This window comes from Acidiphilium iwatense (assembly GCF_021556475.1).
In the GTDB taxonomy this organism is placed as follows: domain Bacteria; phylum Pseudomonadota; class Alphaproteobacteria; order Acetobacterales; family Acetobacteraceae; genus Acidiphilium; species Acidiphilium iwatense.
On sequence record NZ_JAKGBZ010000041.1, the window covers coordinates 1 to 16,776 of the forward strand.

Genomic DNA, 16,776 nt, shown 5'->3' on the forward strand with positions numbered 1-16,776 from the left:
TGGTCTTAATGTCTGTCCTAAAAAATAAAATTTTGCTATAAAATGGTTATAGTTGAAGTTTTTTGTTGATTAGGATCAAGACCCGATGCAACCTATTGCTTGGATAGGATATGACCTCTAACCGGGCTGGTTGGCTTTGAGCCATAAAAGGATCGATACGGATGGTTCCTACCGATACCGACGCTTCACCTCGTGGGGGGCGTGCAGGACAGAAAACAGTGCCATCCAGGAGTGCGAGAGCCAATAAATCTCGCGCGCTTGCCGAAGATATAACAATACAAGAAGCGAATGTTACCAGCCTTCCGGTCAAATTCGTGCCATCATCCATGGATGGCTTGGCTGATGCCGGGCAAGCAGACGAACCAATTCCCTCCTATGTGTTCGATCGCCATTATTATATAAACAAATATGTCGATATCAGGGAAATCGTAAAATCGAACCATAGTTTCGATGTGGCGAAACATTTCTGGGATTACGGTGTCGCGGAAGGCCGAAGGCCGTCGTTGCAATTTGATCTGCAATATGTCGTGCAACGCCTTACCGGCCTATTGAATGTCAGGATCACAGGCGGGGCGGCGATCAAGGCTTATTTCGACCTTCCTGCGGCCGAGCGTTTCGTTCCCAATGGATGGTTTTCGCCATGGGCGTTCAAAACCCTCTATAAATCCCGCTTTCAGGATATTCCTTTGCTGAGCGATTATGCGCTGTTCGTCTTCTACCTTGAACGCGCTGCGGAGGAAGGGATTTCACCGAGTGGCCTGTTTTCGGAGGAGGAGTATCGCGCAACGCATCCTGATATCGCAGCCGCCATTGCCGCCGGGCGGCTTCGTTCGGGTTTCGACTATTTCGCGGGCCAGGACGATCCGGTTACCACAGGAACATTGCCCTATTTCGATGGCGATCAGCCGAATCATGCCGGTGCGATCCGCGCGGAGCGCGACTTCATTCTGTCTGGTCAGCCGGAGATCGGCGCGCGGCTCTGGTGGTTCGACGAGAATTTCTACCTGACGGTCTATCCCGATGCCCATGCTTTGAAACGGCAGGGAGCGATCCGCTCCGGCCTGGAACATTTCATGGTGCTCGGCGATCGCGAGGGGCGGCTGCCGCATCCGGCGCTCATGGCGCTTGCCGAACGTTCGCCCGGCACCCCGTTGCGCAAGGCTCTGGCAGAGACTCCTCGCCCGACATCGCGTCAAATCCGCCTTGACCGCGCCGCGGCAACCGCTGCCTTTCTCTACGATCAGCCGAATGCCGCGCCGCGTCCGATGATCGACGAGGCGTTATGGCGATCGGTCGAACCCCCGGCAGTCCAATGCACGGTCGATACCGATGCCTATCTCAAGGCCAATCCCGATCTCGTCAACTACGCGACGCCGAAGGCGCTCGCGGGGCATTGGCGCACCTTCGGCCTGCGCGAGCAGCGCCTGACGCCCGGCACCAATCTGTTCGGCGGGCGGCGCCTGCATCTCGAAGATCTTGGCTTCTGGCAGACCGGCGGGGTCAATCTGCTTGGTGCGCTTTCGGCATCGAGCGGCCTTGGTGCTGCCGCGCGCGGCTATCGTGACGCCATGATCGCAGCCGGGATCATGGTCGACGAATACGATGTCTCGGGTGCTACCCGACCGGGCGGCGTTTTCGACCTGTTCGATCCGCAGCGTCTCCGCTTCGGGTACAATTTCATCTGCCTCAACCCGGACCATATCGCCACTCTGCTCGATCGCTATGGCAGCGCGCTGTTCGACAGGCGGGTCAATATCGGCGCATGGGTCTGGGAAATGCCGGTCGCACGGCCGGAATGGAACGCCGTTCTCGGCGCTTTCGACCTCATCATCACGCCGAGCGAGTTTTGCAAACAGGCGTTCGCTGCCATCACCGAACGGGCGATCGAAGTGGTGCCCTATGTCGTCGACCGCGACGGGCTGATCGCGGAGCGCGAACGGTCGCAGAAAAACCCTTGGATCGAGAGAATCCAGGCCATCAAGCATGGGCGCCGCCAGTCCGACAAAAGCCGAATCATCGTGCTGTTCGTGATGGATGCATCATCCTACACCGCTCGCAAAGGCATCGACGTTTTTCGCGCGGTCGCCACGCGCCTTGCGACCGAAGCACCCGACGAGTTTCTGTTCGTGCTGAAAACTCACTCGCGCGACACGAGCGGCAGCCTGATCCACGACATGCCCGCGAATACGCTGGTGATTGATGCGGTTTTCGATTCGCCCGACCTCGTGGTGCTGAAATCGTTCGCCGATCTTTATTTCTCGCCGCATCGGAGCGAGGGATTCGGTCTCAATATTTTCGAATCCCTGGTGCTTGGGGTGCCGGCCCTGGTTTCGGATTACGCCGGCGCGCGCGAATTGCTGGGCGAGGGCTATCCGCTCCTGATCCAAGGCAGGCCGGTCGAGGTCGGTGCCGAACTCGGCCCCTATCGAGCGAATGCAATCTGGTTCGAACCGGATATCGAGGCGATCGTCGACAAGCTGCACGAATTTCAAAAACGCGATGCCTCGGCACGCACCACCATGGCGGAGTTGTGCGGCGATTTATCGGAGAGGTTGTCGGCTGCATCCGTCGGCAAAACCCTGCGCGGCGTTCTCGAACGGCGCTGCGCTTTCGGCGTCGATCTGACCGGATTCTTGCCGGTAATCGCCTCGCCGCGCGACGAATTGCTGGCCTTGCCGCACGTCACGGCACGGAATGCGCCGCCTCCGCCGCGCGTCGCCGAGGAACTGGTGCGTCCGGCGTTTTCGATCGTCACGCCCACTCACAATACCGAAACGGGCTGGTTGGAGGATCTTTACGCCGATCTCTGCGCCCAGACGGTCACCGCCTGGGAGTGGTGCGTCGCCGACGATGGCTCGACGAGCCAAGCGACCATCGCGGCGCTGCACGACCTGCGCAAGCGCGATTCGCGCATCCGCATTGTTTTCGGCGACCGTAATGGCGGCATTTCAGCAGCGACCAACCAGGCGGTGATGATCTCGTCGGCACCTTATGTCGTGATGGTCGATCACGACGATCGTCTCGCGCCGGGCCTGCTCGCCGCCTATGACGCCCGCATCCGTGGACCCGCGCCGCCGGATCTCTGCTACTGCGACGAGGATAAGATTCTACCCGACGGCAGAATCGGCGATCATTATTTCAAACCCGACTTCGCGCCCGAGCATCTGATGAGCGTGATGTATGTGCTGCACTGCCTATGCGTGCGCAAATCGACATTCCTCGAACTCGGCTGCTATCGCCCAGCCTATGACGGCGCGCAGGATCACGATTTCGCGCTGCGCGCCGCGAGTGCGGGAGCAAGCTTCGAGCATGTTCCGTCGGCGCTCTATCACTGGCGCATGGCCGATCGTTCGGCGGCCGCCAGCGCCGAGGCCAAGCCGCAGGCGGACTCCGCCGGCCGCCGGGCCGTCGCCGAACATCTCCAGCGTCTTGGCGTGCGCGGAACGGTCGAGCCTGGCGCCTTCACCGGCAGTTACCGGGTTCGTCCGGTTCTGCCGGACGAGCCAGTTACCTTGCTGATGCTGACGCGTTTTGCTCAGGGTTACGCCGGCGGTGCGCGGGTCTGCTATGCCGAACATTTCATCGACACTATCCTGCGTCACGATCCCGGAATTCCGTTCCGCCTCATGCTGGTGATCGACGAGGGCGGCGAGGCGATGGCCAATGTCCTCGCCAAACGCGACCGCCGGATCGACATTCTCACCCATCGGCGTGGCAACACTCCGTTCAACTTCGCGGCCAAGGCCAATTTTGCCATCGCTTCCGCAGCCACCGAGCGGATCGTTCTGCTCAACGACGACATGGAAGCGCTCGATGCCGGCTGGCTCGAAGCGATTCTCGAACCGCTCGAACTGCCCGGCGTCGGCATTGCCGGCGGACGGCTGCTTTACCCAGACGACACGGTTCAGCATGCGGGGATCGTGCTCGGCTTGAACGGCGCCGCCGGCCACGTCTTCGTAGGAGCGAACGACGGTCATGTCGGCTATAACGGGTTCACCCATGTCATGCGCAATTATTCGGCGGTCACTGGCGCTTTCATGGCTTTCACCCGAACCTTGTTCAATCGGGTTGGCGGCTTCGACGAACATTACCCGATCGACTATAACGATGTCGATTTCTGCCTGCGCAGCCTGGAATCCGGCGCTCGGGTCGTCTACACGCCGTTCGCCCGGCTGCGGCATTTCGAATCGCGCAGCGCGCCCCGAATTGCCGCCGATGCGCTGGATACCGAACGCTTTTCGCACCGCTGGCGCGCGATGATCGAGCGCGATCCTTACTACAATCCGAATCTGTCGCGCCACTCGGTCCTATGCGAAGCGGCGGCGCCGTAATCGTAGCACTCGGCTCAGCAGGATAATTGACATGATCAATATTCAATACATCGATCCGATGCCGCCCGAATCCCTGCGAGGCCGTGTCAGTGGTAGTGTGGATGAGGATTGGTTTGACAAATCCGGCAGGCTGACGGTTGGAGAATGGTCCAAGGCTCTGGCGAGCCAGGGGATGATGTTCCAGGATTTTCATACGATCATCGATTTCGGATGCGGCTGCGGCCGTGCCATTCGTTATCTAAGAAAACAGATTACTCCCGCGCAGCGCCTGATTGGGCTCGACCCGGACAAGGAGGCGACCGACTGGCTGGCGAAAAATGTTTCCGGCGTCACCGCCCATGCATTGGATGATCTACCCCCCGCGCAGCAGGTCGCGTCGGGAAGCGTCGATCTTATCCTGTCGCATAGCGTGTTTACCCATTTGCCGGAAGACGTGCAGTTCGCGTGGCTCTCCGAACTCGCGCGAATGCTAAAATCGGGCGGCTTGCTGATCGCGTCGATCCATGGCGCGAAGGTGATCGACGACTATGCGAGGTCACTGATCGAACTGGGCATGAATGATGCGTCGGCGCATTTTTCCGCCGAGATAAAGGCAAGGGGTTTCTTTCACGTCGTCGGCAAGAACGCTTTCGAAGAAGCGCTTCCTTCGTATTATGGAGCCGCGTTTCATGAAATGCCTTATGTTTTGGAGCATTGGACGAAGGATTTCGAAATTAAGGCATGGTTTCCGACCTTTGCCCTGAATCATCAGGATGTGCTGATTCTGTGCCGGCGCTCCCTAACCATCTAACTTCAATAGTCTTTCCCAGCTATCTAGTCAGCCTCAAAAATTTTCTTGTAAATTGCCCGCTTGCAAGAGTTTTTATCAAATGCGTTTCGTTGCTGAAGCTCTCAGTCGCAATCGTTTGAAAGCAAACGCAAGCGGGCGGTCGTCATCCCCAAACCCGAGAGCGCGCGGGGAAAGGCAGTGCGGATGATGGAATTCGAGGATGTTCGTTGCACCGGCGAGCAGGCAACCTGGCAAAATCACCAGTGAAATTGTGGCATGGGCCGCGATATCTGCACCACCTAGGCTTGTACCGTTGAGGAATACCTCAAGTCGCCGTGCTATCAGACAGGATTGGTCGGTCAAGGCGAACACATCGAGTTCCAGCAGTGCCGCCGCGGCAAAATCCACGTCCGGCAATACGATCACACTTCGCGGGCCAACCGCCCAAACATGCTGCGGTTCCTGAAACGACCATCCTTCACGCTGATATAGCTGAGATTTTCCAGCCTCGGCAAAATCGATGTCTGCCAGTGTCTGTCCCAGCCGGCGGGGTATTGTCACGTCGCCGATCTTAGTCATGCCACCAGGCGATTGCACTGATTCCGGTTGCGACAACGTCATAAGTGCAGATTCAAAATGTGAAGGCACGACCAAGAACGGTGCATCCCGTTCAAGACCCTCGCCGGTCCACAGTGCGGGGCCGCGCAGATCGGCATAGGACGCATTGCGGTGCTGCATGAAAATATGGAAATAGGCATCCGGCCAACTCCCCGGTGCTACGCTCGCCACCCGCACATTGTCGGGTGCGAACATCAAACCAATCAGGCCAGATCCGAGCACGCCGAACAAATCGTCGCTTGTACGAAATAGATCAGCCTGCGCCTGAAAGGACAGACGCGCGGGATCGGCGATGGTGTAGCCCTCGCGATCGAGCACCTGCTCGATATCCGCCAGATTGGCGATGTTTCGGGTCGACGCATCCCGGCGCAGAATCGCAAGCTTGCGTCCAGGATTTTCTGTCTGCACCTTAGGCAACCGGGATCGCATCACGTCGATTGCGGTCGGATGGATTCCAGCGACAGACCAGATATCGGCAACGGCGAATAGCGTATCAAAGTGATAGTGACGATCGGCACGCAACCCGATCAGGCGATCCTGGTTGATCCCATAGGCACCAAGCGACTGTAGAACCGCTGTGGCGTAGCCTCCATCAATCGTGGGATCGATAATGTTGGCATTCATGGCAAAACTGAACCGGCCCGGATACATCGCTTCGGCGATCACGATCCGCGGCAGGATCTCACCGACCCAGTGTCCCCAGGTCACGTCGCCATAGCGCGCCGCTAGAACGCAGGGTTGCGCGATCTTCTCGGAGCCGAATGGCAACTTCGCGATATCCGCATGGAGAGCCGACCAGTTCCCGATCAGGGGGTTCACTTGTTCGATGGCAAGTCGTCCGGCGTGCTCCACCCAGAAATTATGGCCAGCATGCAATACCGTGCCGACCGGCAGACGACCGAGACGGATCGGCTCAAACCGCAATTCCCGTGCCGGATAGGTGGCGTGCAGCATGTGCCTTGCGAATTGGCCGAGCCCAAGCGCGAATGCATTGGTGTGAACGAGGACGGATGGCAAATTCAGATGAGTCGCCGATGCGCATTCCTCCTCAGCGAGGAACATCTGGCTGATCGGCAAGAGGGATGGTGACTCCAAGAAACGGCCTTTCAAAGTTGAATTTTCAAAAAATGAATTTTTGGTTACATTATCGTCTCACAATGATATTCGGAGCCACTAAAGTTTCCAAATGTGCAGCGAATTCAGGCATGCGACGGTCGTTTGCGCGTCGGGATTCAACATATGCGCGCGGGGATCGCCAAGAAACGCAGGGGCGTTGAGTGCGACGATATCGTTCACCGTCATCGCGCCGAAGTCCGCCGCGACATCTGCGGGCAAGCCGGCGAGATAGTCGCGCAACAGCCATTGCACGCCGAAAATCGGATGGCCGTGCGGCGGGACCACACAACTCAGAACCCGCGCGCCATCGCCGAATAGATTGCTCAACCCCTGGGCAGTCATGTTGTAGTAATGGTGCGGAAAACCATGTACCGGCTGAAGGAACGGCACGTCGATCAGTAATTCGCCGCCGGGTTTGACCACTCGCAGCAATTCCCGCGCGCAACGAAACGGATCGCGGACATGCTCCAGCACCGCCAGGGACAAAGCGCCATCGAAACTCGCATCGGCGAAGGGCAGTGCCTCGCCGATCGCGAGAACATCGGTCGATGCGTAATCGACGATCTCGAGATTCACCACGCCTTTCATTCGCAGTGGCCGGGACCCGGCGCCGCAATCGAGCACGACCCCGCCACGCGACGTAACCCGTTCGATGAGCGCCAGAGCTTCCGGCGTATAGGGATTCGCCGAAACATTCGCGCTTGAAACCAGATTCGCCTCGATCGCCAGCTTGACCGAAATCATGTCCAGCGCGGTGCCGTTCTGCGCGAACTCCGTGCCGCAGGCACGGCACCTGATCGCGCGCGGTCTGATGTCGAGCGACGCGGTGCCGGCGCGGCGGGCGGGACAGATCAGGCGGGCGAGGCAGAATGCCCGATTTGCCGCGCGGATCGCACCATCATCCGACCAATGAGCGTATAACGCATCCGCCACCTCCATCCGCCGCGCGGCCCGATCACCATCGGCGTCGATTACGATGTCCAGCCGTGTGGCGGGCGGCAGGGACAGAAGATTGGCCATAGCCGTTACCCCGGACGTAAACACGAAATCCGCCATCGCATCCCGAACGTCGGGCCGGGTTGCCAGTTCGTGGGGGATCGTCGTGCCGTTCACCGCGACCGTGATGGACCGGGGCGGGGTTTGCGCCGCGACCCAGCCGGCAATTGCGATAACAGGGGTTTCGATTGGATTGTGCGGCAGGTCGATATGAGCCGGCATGCGTGAGACATCTCCGGGTGGCGCGGCCGATCCGCCCAAAACCCATCCAAGAATAGAGGCGGATCACAAAATTGAGAAGAACTTAATTCCCGTAGCCTCGCGCAGAAATAAGGCCGATTTTGCCGCTTTCGGGATTTTCAATGGATGCTGACTCTGGCGTCCCGTAGGGGATTCGAACCCCTGTTATCGCCGTGAGAGGGCGACGTCCTAGGGTCTGAGCCCGGATAATCGCATCATAATTTGGCCTTTCTTGGTCTGATTGTGTAGTTCCATTCTCCGTGGAAATCGGCATGCTGGATATTGAGTTCGCCCGATTCGATCCTTGCGTTTTCGCGGTCATTCCGATTCTTTCGTGCCGAATCGCTTGTTCAAGCTCAGGCCCTAAACGTGATCACGTTGTTCCACACATGAAAGCGATGTAAGCACACTCGGATCAATTTCCGTCCAATTGGCTTGACCGGCCATCAGGCTCAGAGGGTTTCGGAAAAACAACCTATTGGAGGCCCAATGTCGTCTTCCGCACTTACCGAATTCAGTGGTGGATTGAAAAAAATGTGGTCCTTGGCACAAAGGGTCGCAAAACAGTCGAAGGAAGATCCGGCCGCCCAGCTGTTTAACTTTCTCACGCAACAACAGCTTGATCTTTCTCCAGAAAATTACAGCGAGTTAGGCTTATTGTTGGCAATCCAAGTGAATATCAACGACCATTCAGTTAAAAGCGTTTGGAGTAATTTATATAATTTTGTTCAAAAATATCAGGAAGATATTAAAACTAACGCTCTCAATGACAAATCTGCTGTAGCAGAGTTCCTGGTCGAAGCGCTTCGATGCGTCAATTTTGCGTGCCATAATAGTGATAAGATAAAATATTTTATTACTTTGATAAAAGGTTGCGGTATTTCCATTGATGGCGAACCTGACCAGTGCATGTCTCTCGCGACATTTGGCACGCTGCAATTTAATACTACATCTAAAAAAATCATGATGAGTCCGTGACTTTCTATTTTATTTCGTTCACTTCCTAATTCAGCCCGCTGTCACGAAATCGCTCGGACATCTGGGAAATGCGGGCTTACGGTGCTGGCACCGTTTCCAGATTAGTGGCGTGTTCAACCCAAACATAGGTCATGCCGCCTGGCTTGGCCTGACCAAGGCGGCAGACTGTAAACCGCCCGATTAGGGAATGATCAAAATCGACGGTTTTGGTGATCGCTTCCGGCACGGGATGCGCCCCGGAGGGTACGATGCCATAGGTTTGATTGTCCGCCGTGATCCGGAGGCTCGGCGTGCCGTTCCAGGCGCTTAATTCGCCGCGCACCGGAAAACAGCCATCTTTGGTATATGGCTGGGCGGCGTGGCATTGCGTTGTAACGCCGGCGACCGCGACCGCCGCACAGAATTGCTGCCAGCGCATCCTGATCATTTCCCGTAGGTGTTGGCGTAGATGCCGGATGCCGGCAGTGCCGGGGTCGGATAGGAGTTCCGAAACGGCCCGAGTTGGGTATGCAGGCGAAAGCCGAAAAATGGGCTTGTCGAGAGATTAGACCGGAAATTGAAATGGGTCGCCCTGTTGGTCGGGTCTTGCCCCTGCTTCCAATCCGCGATCGCCTGCTGAGCGGCTTTCAGGCAATCGGCATAGATGCCCGCCACGGCGGGCGGCACCGTAGCGGCGTCTGGCGCCGTCATCGGCCGTCGTTGCCCGGCTTTCTCGGCATTGAGGATCGTCATGGCAATGTTGATCCTGGCTTGTTCGATTCCTGTCCCGCTCAACGATTGGGTTTCGTTGAAGATGATGTTGGCGAGCTGTTGTTGTGTCAGCATCCTCGGCCTGCTGTGGCACGATCATGTGTTATCCGAGCGGGGCAGTTTCCGGCGCTGTGCCGATGGCGGTCCGGCCGTCTCCCTGGCGGTCAGTCCAGTGATCATGCCTTCGAGGCGACTGACACGATCGCGAAGGCTTTGCACTTCGGCGCTGACGTCACGGAGCTGGTCGGTCGCCCGGATAACGCGCTCATCGATCAGCACCACCCGCCGCATCGCGGCGATCGCATCACCATAAAGGCTCATGCGGATTGCGCTTCACGGCGCTCCGCCGCACGGCTGGCGCTGATCTCGGCTAGTATCCGTGCAACCGCCTTTTCGTTCTCGTCCAGCCGGCGCAGCGTCTCGGGGTGGGTCTCGTTGAACAGGTCGATCAGCGCCCGCAGCTCGGCCGCTTCGGCTTCGGAGCCGATCTCATAGGCGGCGGCTCCGCGCCGCAACAGCTCGCCGGCGGAGATGCCGGCCGCGCGGGCCTTGGCATCCAGTGCCGCGCGTTCCTCCGGCGACATGAGCACCATCAATCGCGATGTCGCTGCCATCATTGGGCTCCTCTGCATCAGTATATGCAGATGTATATATACATACACGAATCGCTGCCATCAAGCGCGATTCCTCCCTACTACCGTCCCCGTCCGCGCCGTTGGCTCTGCTGCTCGGCCTTCCTTGCCTCGGCCTGCCGGCGATCCTCGGCCCGAAGCCGATCTTCGCGCCGGCGCTGCGCGGCGAGTGCGGCCCGCAACCTCTCGCGCGCCGCTGTGTGCGCGGCCTCGATCACCGGCCGCGCCTGCTCCCAACTCGCCGCGACCGCTTCCCGCACGGAAGGCGCGGCCCGCTCGATCCGCGCCATCGCGGCCTCACGATAGCGGGCAACGCGGGCCATGCTCTCGGTCAGGCGGCCCTGCTCGGTGACTCGGATACGGGCTTGCTGGAACCGCCTGGGCAGGTCGGCGCGCGCGCCGGAAGCCTGGCGCCTCTCGTCTTCGGCTAAGCCCTTGAGGAAATCCCGCGCCGCCTGGCGTCGGCCCGCCTCGGCGGTCCGCACGATATCGAGCGCATTGGTCTTTTCCGGCAGGCGCGCGATGTTGCGGGTCCAGTTGGTCCAGATATCGTGCGCGCGGATCGGGCGCGGATCGCCCAGCGGCCGGCGGCCGGCGATCTCCTGGCGCTCCGCGCCCTCCGAGGTCAGCCAATAGTCGCGCTCGCGGTGCCGGGAACCCGACACATAGGTCTTGAACCCGTCCGTGGTCTGCGAGCCGCCCGGCGTGACGAAGATGTGCTCGCTGGTGGTGATCCCCTGCGCGGTGTTGGTGGTCATCGCGTAGCCGTAGGCGAGGCGCATCCGGCCGCTCGTCGTGTCGGCCAGCGTCTCCCACTTCACGAACCCCTCGCGTCCGTTGTCGGTGCGGAGCACAAGCCCCGCCCGCCGGATGCTGGCGATTTCCAGGATCGAACCATTGTCGCCGATCGCGCCCTTGCCGCCGTCCAGCATCGCGGCATTGGTCCGCGCGAATAGCCGGACCTTCTCGCCGGGCGCGATCGGCATGGCGTATTGCTCGCCGGTGTTCTTGTCGATCGCCGCCAGCGTCATCCGGTTGCGCCCCAGCGCGCCGGCTGCTTGCAGCCGGTGCCGGATCGCCTCGCCGATCGCGCGGGCGTCCTCGTTGGTCGGCGTGCTGACCGAAAGCGTGTAGCGCGGCCGGTCGGCGTTCGCCCGAACCCGCTCTCGCCATAGATCGGCCGCCCGCTCGATCACCTCGCGATAACCGCCGGCGACGATCTCGGCGGTGCCGTCCTGGCGCTTCATCTCCAGCGCCTTGCCGACGGCTTCGGCGCCACCCTGGCGCAGCAAGCCGGCGATCTCGCGCGCCCGCTCGTTGGTCTGGCGCACCGTGGTTTCGATCGACGGCACCTTGCCGAGCGCCTTTTCCAGAAGGCCGATTACTTGGCCGGCCTCGATCGACTGGCATTGTCGCGGATCGCCGATCGCCACCATGCGGAACCCGTGCCGCTCCTGGAGCCGCAACAGCTCAAGCATCTGGCGGGTGCCGATCGTCCCCAGCTCGTCGATCACCACCACGCTGCGGTTGGTGAGGTCGAGCCGGCCACTCTCCACCCGGTTGATGAAGACCGAGACCGCCGCGATCGTATCGCGCCCCGCCTTCTCGGCGTCGGTGTTCAACCCGGCCTCGCGCAGCTCGCGCGCCTGGCGCCAGCCAAGGCTGATGCCATGGATATCCGAGCCCTGCGCCTGCCAGGACGCGACCAGCGGCTTCAACAGCGTCGTCTTGCCAGCGCCGGCCGCGCCGATCCCCACCGCGAACCGGCCGCCCATGCCGAGATGATCGATCATCCGGCGTTGGGCGGCGCCATGCTCGCCGGCGAAGGTGAGACCGCTCGCCGCGATCCCCCGCTTGATCTGCGCCGGATTGAGCGTGCCGCGCCGGTCCCGGCCGGCCGTCGCCGCCAGCTCGACCAGCGCGCTCTCCTGCGCGACATGCGCGCGCGTGGTCAGCCTGGTTTCGGTGATCGTGACACCGGGGTTCTCCGGGGCTTCGCGTTCGGTCTGAACCGCGATGATCTTCGTGCGCGCCGGATCGCTGCCCTTGCGCGCGGCACCGGCAACCCCGGTCTCGAGAACGCCCTTCGCCCGCAAGCGGGCGATCACCTGGTCAACGTCCGTGCCGTCCTTGATCCCCGCCGCGACCAGGCCGCGCGCGGCGGCAACCCGCTCGGCCTCGCCCTTGATCACCGCGCGGCGCTCGAACTGGTCGCCAAGGACACGGGCGGCCGTCTCATAGGCGAGGTCCAGCCGGGCGGTCTCGGCGAGCGGCCGGGCCGGGGCCTCGCCCCGCAGCACGCTTTGGTGCCGATAGCCGCGCGCCTCGGCCTGGCGCCGCCAGCTCGCGAAGTCGCTCAAATCGTCCGCCTTGGCGGTCCGGCTGGCGAAGGCGCCGCCTTTCAAAAGCTTGATTCGCTCGTCGGCCGACATCCGCTCCCAATCGGCGCCAACCGAGGCGGCGTAGGTTTTCGCGTCGGCGAGCGCGTCACGGGTCCGCTTGCTGAACGAAGCTCTGATCGCCTCCGGCACGGCGCTGAGCCGCGCCGCGCCGGTGGTTCGGTCCAGCTCGACACGCGCACCGAGCCGGCGGAGATTCTGGCCCAGATGCGCCTGATAGATCGCGCCCCATTCATGGATGCGGCCGTGCATCCGCATCGTGTTGAGCGACACCACCCGCCCGCTGTCGGTGACGATCAGATTCGGCACCGCGACATGGGTATGAAGCTGCGGATCGCCCGCAATTTTCACCGGGACGATCTCGGTTTCCGTCCTGCCGTCCGATGTCTGCCGAGCGATCTCAAGCGTCGGCCGGGCCGTGTAGTGATCGAAGGTGATCCAGCCGATTCGCCCTTGCTCAGTGCCGCCCTGGCCGCCCTTGCCCTTGCGCGCCTGGCCGATAACCTGCTCGATCTCGGCCATGGTCGCGGCCACCGCGTCCTTGTGCGCCTGGGCGAGCTGGTTGCGCTCGGCTTCGGTGGGCGCGAACGTCCAGGCCAGCGAAACGCTCTTGTCGGCCGAGAAGGTAAAATCGAGATAGCCGATCGGGGTTTTCGAGCGGTTCACCGCGTCGCGCCATTCCGCGGTGTCCAGCGCCGCGCCATCGGCGCGCTTGCCGTCCAGGATGTCGGCGCGTTCCGCTTCGGTCAGCGCCCGCCCGTCCTTCGCCCCCAGCGCCTTGTAAAGCCGGACCAGCTCGGGGTGCGTGCTCGGCGCGGTCTCTGCCGGCGCCGGCTCAGTTGCGGGCTCCGGCGCAGTGGCCAGCCGGGCCGGTGCAGCTTTCGCCTCGATCCGCGCCCGATCGGCCGGGCTCGACGCCTCGGCCTCGGCGAGCACCTGGCGCAGCCCGTCCCGCGCGGCCTCGCGCAAGGCGTCAGCCCAATCGGCGCCCTTCGCACCGCCCGCGACCCGAGCCGGCGGTTCCAGATAGACCGCCTCGCCGCCATTCGCCTCGATCAGCGAAACCGCCTTTGCCGCCGCCTTCTGCCCGGTCTCGCCGACATCGCGACCGTTGAAGATTCGCGGATTGTCGCGATCGGCAAGCACGGCAATCGGCGTCGACCCGTGAAACTGCTCGGCCCATGCGATCAGCCCGCCGGCATTGTAGCCGACAACCCCGGCCTGGCGCGTCGCCTGAACCACGCTCGCCACCGTCTCGAACCCCTCGCCCGCAACCCAGGCCCGATCCTGGCCACCGATTGCGACCGCTTCGCCCGCCGGTGGATGCAACAACCAGGCGCCGGACGCACCCAGCATCCGCCGGCCGATCTTCTCGCCGGCCTCGGTCAGATAGGTCCGCTGAACCCCGGTCAGCCGGACCGCGCCGGCATCGTCCTGCCCATACATCGGCGTCAGCAGCACCACGGATGCGCCCGCCCCGATCTCGCGCGCATCGTAATTCGCGTGCGGCCGGACCAGCCGCACATGATCCATCAACCAGCCGGCATCGAGGCCGCGCCCGCTCAGATAGGCCCGCGCCGTCGCGCACATCGCCTCGGCATCGGCAATCCGAGCCGCGTACTCGGCACGCTGCCGCATCTTCTGCCCGGCCGATCCGCTCAAGAGCGGTTCCCGCAATTCGCCGGTGCCGGGCGTCGCATCCGTCCATAGCTTGCCGGCGACGCCCTTGCGGAACGCGCTGCGCCGGGCCTCCGCCTCGCGCGCGGCCTTCGCCGCCTCGGGGTCGAGCGCAACCGCCTCCGCCTTCACCCCCAGCCGGCGGACCAGACTCTCGAACCGCCCGCCTTCACCGGCCGCGAAGTCCCGCCATTGCCCGGTCGTCGCATTGACCGAGACCGTCCAACTGTCCACGCCACGCCAGGTCGCCTGTAAGCGAAGCCGGCCCCCGCTGCTCCGATAGGGCACGCCAGCGGCATCGAAGGCCGCCGCAACGTCGATCGCGCGCGGCTCGGCCGGCGTCTCCTCGGCCGCCGGTCCGCGCGGCGGCAACGCCGCCTCGCCGCCCCGATCCGCATCCACAAGCCGCTCCGCCGTCAGCGCGGCGTCACGATCGTCTCCGCGATCGCCAGCAACCGGCCCTGCCTCTGCTTCGGCAGGCGGCGGCTCGTCCAGCCAGGTCGGCGGTCCGGAAGACGCGCTCCCCAGCTCGGCGAGCGCAGCTGCCTCGGCGGCCAGGGCTGCGTCGTGATCATCATCGTCGGTCGCCTCGGGCTTGGTCTGGCGCTGCTCCGGCGCCGCCTCGGTTTCGATCGCCGGCAACGCCGTTCCATCCGCCCGCTTGCCCGCAAGCAGATTTTCCAGCTCGCCGCGCGTCGGCAACCGCATCGGGTCGAGCGTGAAGATCTCCGCCAGGGGCACCACCGCGCGCTGATACTGTTTGCCCTCGATTTTCTCACCGTCCGCGCGGTTGCCGGCCAGAAGCTCGGCGATCTCGTCGCGGCTCAGGGGACGCGTGACATCGATCCCGAGTTTTCCGGCAACCGCCGGGTCCATGTCCCGGCGCGGCTCCGGGATCGTACCCGGCCGGGCCGCGTCCGAAGCCGTGGCGGCCTGGTTGCTCTCGGCCGGCGCGGTGCCGGGTTTCCAGATTCCGCCCTCGAACACCATGCCGCGCTGGTAGTAGGTCGCCATGTCCTGCTCGGTCGCTGGCAGGGTCATGTTCATCAGGTGATCCGCCATCTTGCCGGCCCCACCCGACGAAGGAGACGCAGCGCCGGCACGGAATGTCAGCATCAGTCCGCGCCCTCCGATGCGGTCGGTTTCGGCGCCTCCGGCTCCGCCTGGTCATCGCCCTCAAGCGCGGTCGCCAGGCCCCGCATCACCCCGGCCTCGACCTCCGCGCCGATCCCTTCCATCGTCGCCCCGATCCGCTCCAAGGCCGCCGTCTGATCGCGCAACGCGGCGGCGATCTCAGCCAATGACTCCTCAAGCGGGCTCGCCTCCTCCGCTGGCGTCGCCAGCTCGATCAGCTTCGCCAGCATCTCGCCATGCGTATTCTGGGTCTCGATCATCAGTCGCAATGCCTGGGTCAGCGCGTCCAGCCGCGCCTCGATCCTGGTTTCCGGGTCCGCCGAAAGGGCCGCCATGCCGATACCTCCTGTCGCCGAACCGTAGCCTCATTGCGCCATCTGACACAAGCTCCATAGGTGCAATGGTCTGTAGAATACCTACTCTATCCTGCTGTGGCGTAATTTGGGCGTTTATTTGGCAGATATATGGCGCTTTTTTTGTCGTGTATATGGCGGACATTTGGCGGAATACTGGCACTTCATAGACAGAATCAATCGTGAAAGTATGGCAGATGATTGGCATAGCATTGGCGAGTATTGACAAAACGGCACCGTGTGAATGAAAATGAGGTATGGGAAACGAGACGATCGACGTTGGCGATCTGGTTTCAGGGATGGGTGTCGCGACGCGTGCGCCGCTGCTGCTGTGGATGATCGACCATCACGATGAAATGCGCGCGCTGATCCAGCGGCATCGAATCAACTGGGCTTTTGTCACCGAACGCTTCACCCAAGCCGGTTTCAGGGCGGCGGGTGATCGACCACTCAAACCTCGGACGGTTCGCGGCTACTGGGAACGCGCCCGGAAATATGTTGAAAAACATCCGCCTGCCGCCCCGGTTGCACTTCGGCAGGAAGCCGTCGCACCTGCGCCGGCTTCCGCACCGTTGCCCGGCAACCGGCGTGGGTTCGTCGATATCGAACCGGAGATTGCGCCGGATGACCTGTTCGATAAGCCGTTGCCGACAATCCGCTTGCGCCATCAACAACCAAAGTCGGCGGTCGTCACCGATGCCGAACGCACCACCAATGACGCAAGAGCCTCTCTGTCCGCTGCTGCCGCCCGATCCGCCGCGCCGCTGAAGCCAAAGGAGTGAT

At 62.1% G+C, this 16,776-nt stretch carries 12 protein-coding genes; 4 read left to right on the forward strand and 8 right to left on the reverse strand.

Annotated features, from left to right (window positions below; genetic code table 11):
- Positions 1–326: 326 nt before the first annotated feature.
- Together L2A60_RS16015 and L2A60_RS16020 are read left to right on the forward strand one after the other, a co-directional pair.
- Positions 327–4,331, forward strand: a complete 4,005-nt coding sequence (locus tag L2A60_RS16015; protein WP_235705454.1) for a glycosyltransferase — start codon at positions 327–329, stop codon at positions 4,329–4,331.
- A gap of 31 nt (positions 4,332–4,362) precedes the next feature.
- Positions 4,363–5,121 (forward strand): class I SAM-dependent methyltransferase, encoded by a 759-nt coding sequence (locus L2A60_RS16020; protein WP_235705455.1) that lies wholly within the window; start codon positions 4,363–4,365, stop codon positions 5,119–5,121.
- A 75-nt stretch (positions 5,122–5,196) separates the two neighbouring features.
- On the opposite strand, the gene L2A60_RS16025 is transcribed toward L2A60_RS16020, so the two are convergent.
- Both L2A60_RS16025 and L2A60_RS16030 read right to left on the reverse strand, forming a co-directional pair.
- Positions 5,197–6,672 carry a glycosyltransferase family 61 protein gene (locus L2A60_RS16025; RefSeq protein WP_235705456.1) on the reverse strand — a complete coding sequence of 492 codons (1,476 nt, stop codon included), beginning with the start codon at positions 6,670–6,672 and terminating at the stop codon, positions 5,197–5,199.
- A 219-nt stretch (positions 6,673–6,891) separates the two neighbouring features.
- The gene (locus L2A60_RS16030) at positions 6,892–8,052 is read right to left on the reverse strand and encodes a class I SAM-dependent methyltransferase (protein WP_235705457.1); all 1,161 of its coding nucleotides are present in this window, start codon (positions 8,050–8,052) and stop codon (positions 6,892–6,894) included.
- A gap of 453 nt (positions 8,053–8,505) precedes the next feature.
- Here L2A60_RS16030 and L2A60_RS16035 point away from each other — a divergent pair, with 453 nt between their 5' ends.
- Positions 8,506–9,048 (forward strand): hypothetical protein, encoded by a 543-nt coding sequence (locus tag L2A60_RS16035; RefSeq protein ID WP_235705458.1) that lies wholly within the window; start codon positions 8,506–8,508, stop codon positions 9,046–9,048.
- Positions 9,049–9,124: 76 nt separating this feature from the next.
- Here the strand turns inward: L2A60_RS16035 and L2A60_RS16040 are convergent, their stop codons facing one another.
- The 6 genes from L2A60_RS16040 to L2A60_RS16065 form a co-directional block, all read right to left on the reverse strand.
- Entirely contained in the window at positions 9,125–9,475 is a 351-nt protein-coding gene (locus L2A60_RS16040; RefSeq protein WP_235705459.1) for a hypothetical protein, read from the reverse strand.
- The gene (locus tag L2A60_RS16045; RefSeq protein ID WP_235705460.1) at positions 9,472–9,873 is read right to left on the reverse strand and encodes a cell wall hydrolase; all 402 of its coding nucleotides are present in this window, start codon (positions 9,871–9,873) and stop codon (positions 9,472–9,474) included. The genes L2A60_RS16040 and L2A60_RS16045 overlap by 4 nt, the downstream gene beginning before the upstream one ends.
- Before the next feature lie 21 nt (positions 9,874–9,894).
- Positions 9,895–10,119, reverse strand: coding sequence for a hypothetical protein (locus tag L2A60_RS16050; RefSeq protein WP_235705461.1), 225 nt, complete (start codon positions 10,117–10,119; stop codon positions 9,895–9,897).
- Positions 10,116–10,412, reverse strand: a complete 297-nt coding sequence (locus L2A60_RS16055) for a plasmid mobilization protein (RefSeq protein ID WP_235705462.1) — start codon at positions 10,410–10,412, stop codon at positions 10,116–10,118. The genes L2A60_RS16050 and L2A60_RS16055 overlap by 4 nt, the downstream gene beginning before the upstream one ends.
- A gap of 80 nt (positions 10,413–10,492) precedes the next feature.
- Positions 10,493–15,622, reverse strand: a complete 5,130-nt coding sequence (gene mobF / locus L2A60_RS16060; RefSeq protein ID WP_235705463.1) for a MobF family relaxase — start codon at positions 15,620–15,622, stop codon at positions 10,493–10,495.
- Complete coding sequence (locus tag L2A60_RS16065; protein ID WP_235705464.1) at positions 15,622–15,975, reverse strand: hypothetical protein; 354 nt, start codon at positions 15,973–15,975, stop codon at positions 15,622–15,624. The genes mobF and L2A60_RS16065 overlap by 1 nt, the downstream gene beginning before the upstream one ends.
- 275 nt (positions 15,976–16,250) lie before the next feature.
- On the opposite strand from L2A60_RS16065, the gene L2A60_RS16070 reads away from it, so the two are divergent.
- Entirely contained in the window at positions 16,251–16,775 is a 525-nt protein-coding gene (locus tag L2A60_RS16070) for a hypothetical protein (RefSeq protein WP_235705465.1), read from the forward strand.
- The last annotated feature ends 1 nt before the right edge of the window (position 16,776 follow it).

What these genes read in the sequence shown, in the direction of transcription:
- L2A60_RS16015 (WP_235705454.1), top strand. Translation starts at nt 327, where the DNA reads ATGGATGGCTTGGCTGATGCCGGGCAAGCAGACGAACCAATTCCCTCC.
- L2A60_RS16020 (WP_235705455.1), top strand. Translation starts at nt 4,363, where the DNA reads ATGATCAATATTCAATACATCGATCCGATGCCGCCCGAATCCCTGCGA.
- L2A60_RS16025 (WP_235705456.1), bottom strand. Translation starts at nt 6,672, where the DNA reads ATGCTGCACGCCACCTATCCGGCACGGGAATTGCGGTTTGAGCCGATC.
- L2A60_RS16030 (WP_235705457.1), bottom strand. Translation starts at nt 8,052, where the DNA reads ATGCCGGCTCATATCGACCTGCCGCACAATCCAATCGAAACCCCTGTT.
- L2A60_RS16040 (WP_235705459.1), bottom strand. Translation starts at nt 9,475, where the DNA reads ATGATCAGGATGCGCTGGCAGCAATTCTGTGCGGCGGTCGCGGTCGCC.
- L2A60_RS16045 (WP_235705460.1), bottom strand. Translation starts at nt 9,873, where the DNA reads ATGCTGACACAACAACAGCTCGCCAACATCATCTTCAACGAAACCCAA.
- L2A60_RS16050 (WP_235705461.1), bottom strand. Translation starts at nt 10,119, where the DNA reads ATGAGCCTTTATGGTGATGCGATCGCCGCGATGCGGCGGGTGGTGCTG.
- L2A60_RS16055 (WP_235705462.1), bottom strand. Translation starts at nt 10,412, where the DNA reads ATGGCAGCGACATCGCGATTGATGGTGCTCATGTCGCCGGAGGAACGC.
- mobF (WP_235705463.1), bottom strand. Translation starts at nt 15,622, where the DNA reads ATGCTGACATTCCGTGCCGGCGCTGCGTCTCCTTCGTCGGGTGGGGCC.
- L2A60_RS16065 (WP_235705464.1), bottom strand. Translation starts at nt 15,975, where the DNA reads ATGGCGGCCCTTTCGGCGGACCCGGAAACCAGGATCGAGGCGCGGCTG.
- L2A60_RS16070 (WP_235705465.1), top strand. Translation starts at nt 16,251, where the DNA reads ATGGGAAACGAGACGATCGACGTTGGCGATCTGGTTTCAGGGATGGGT.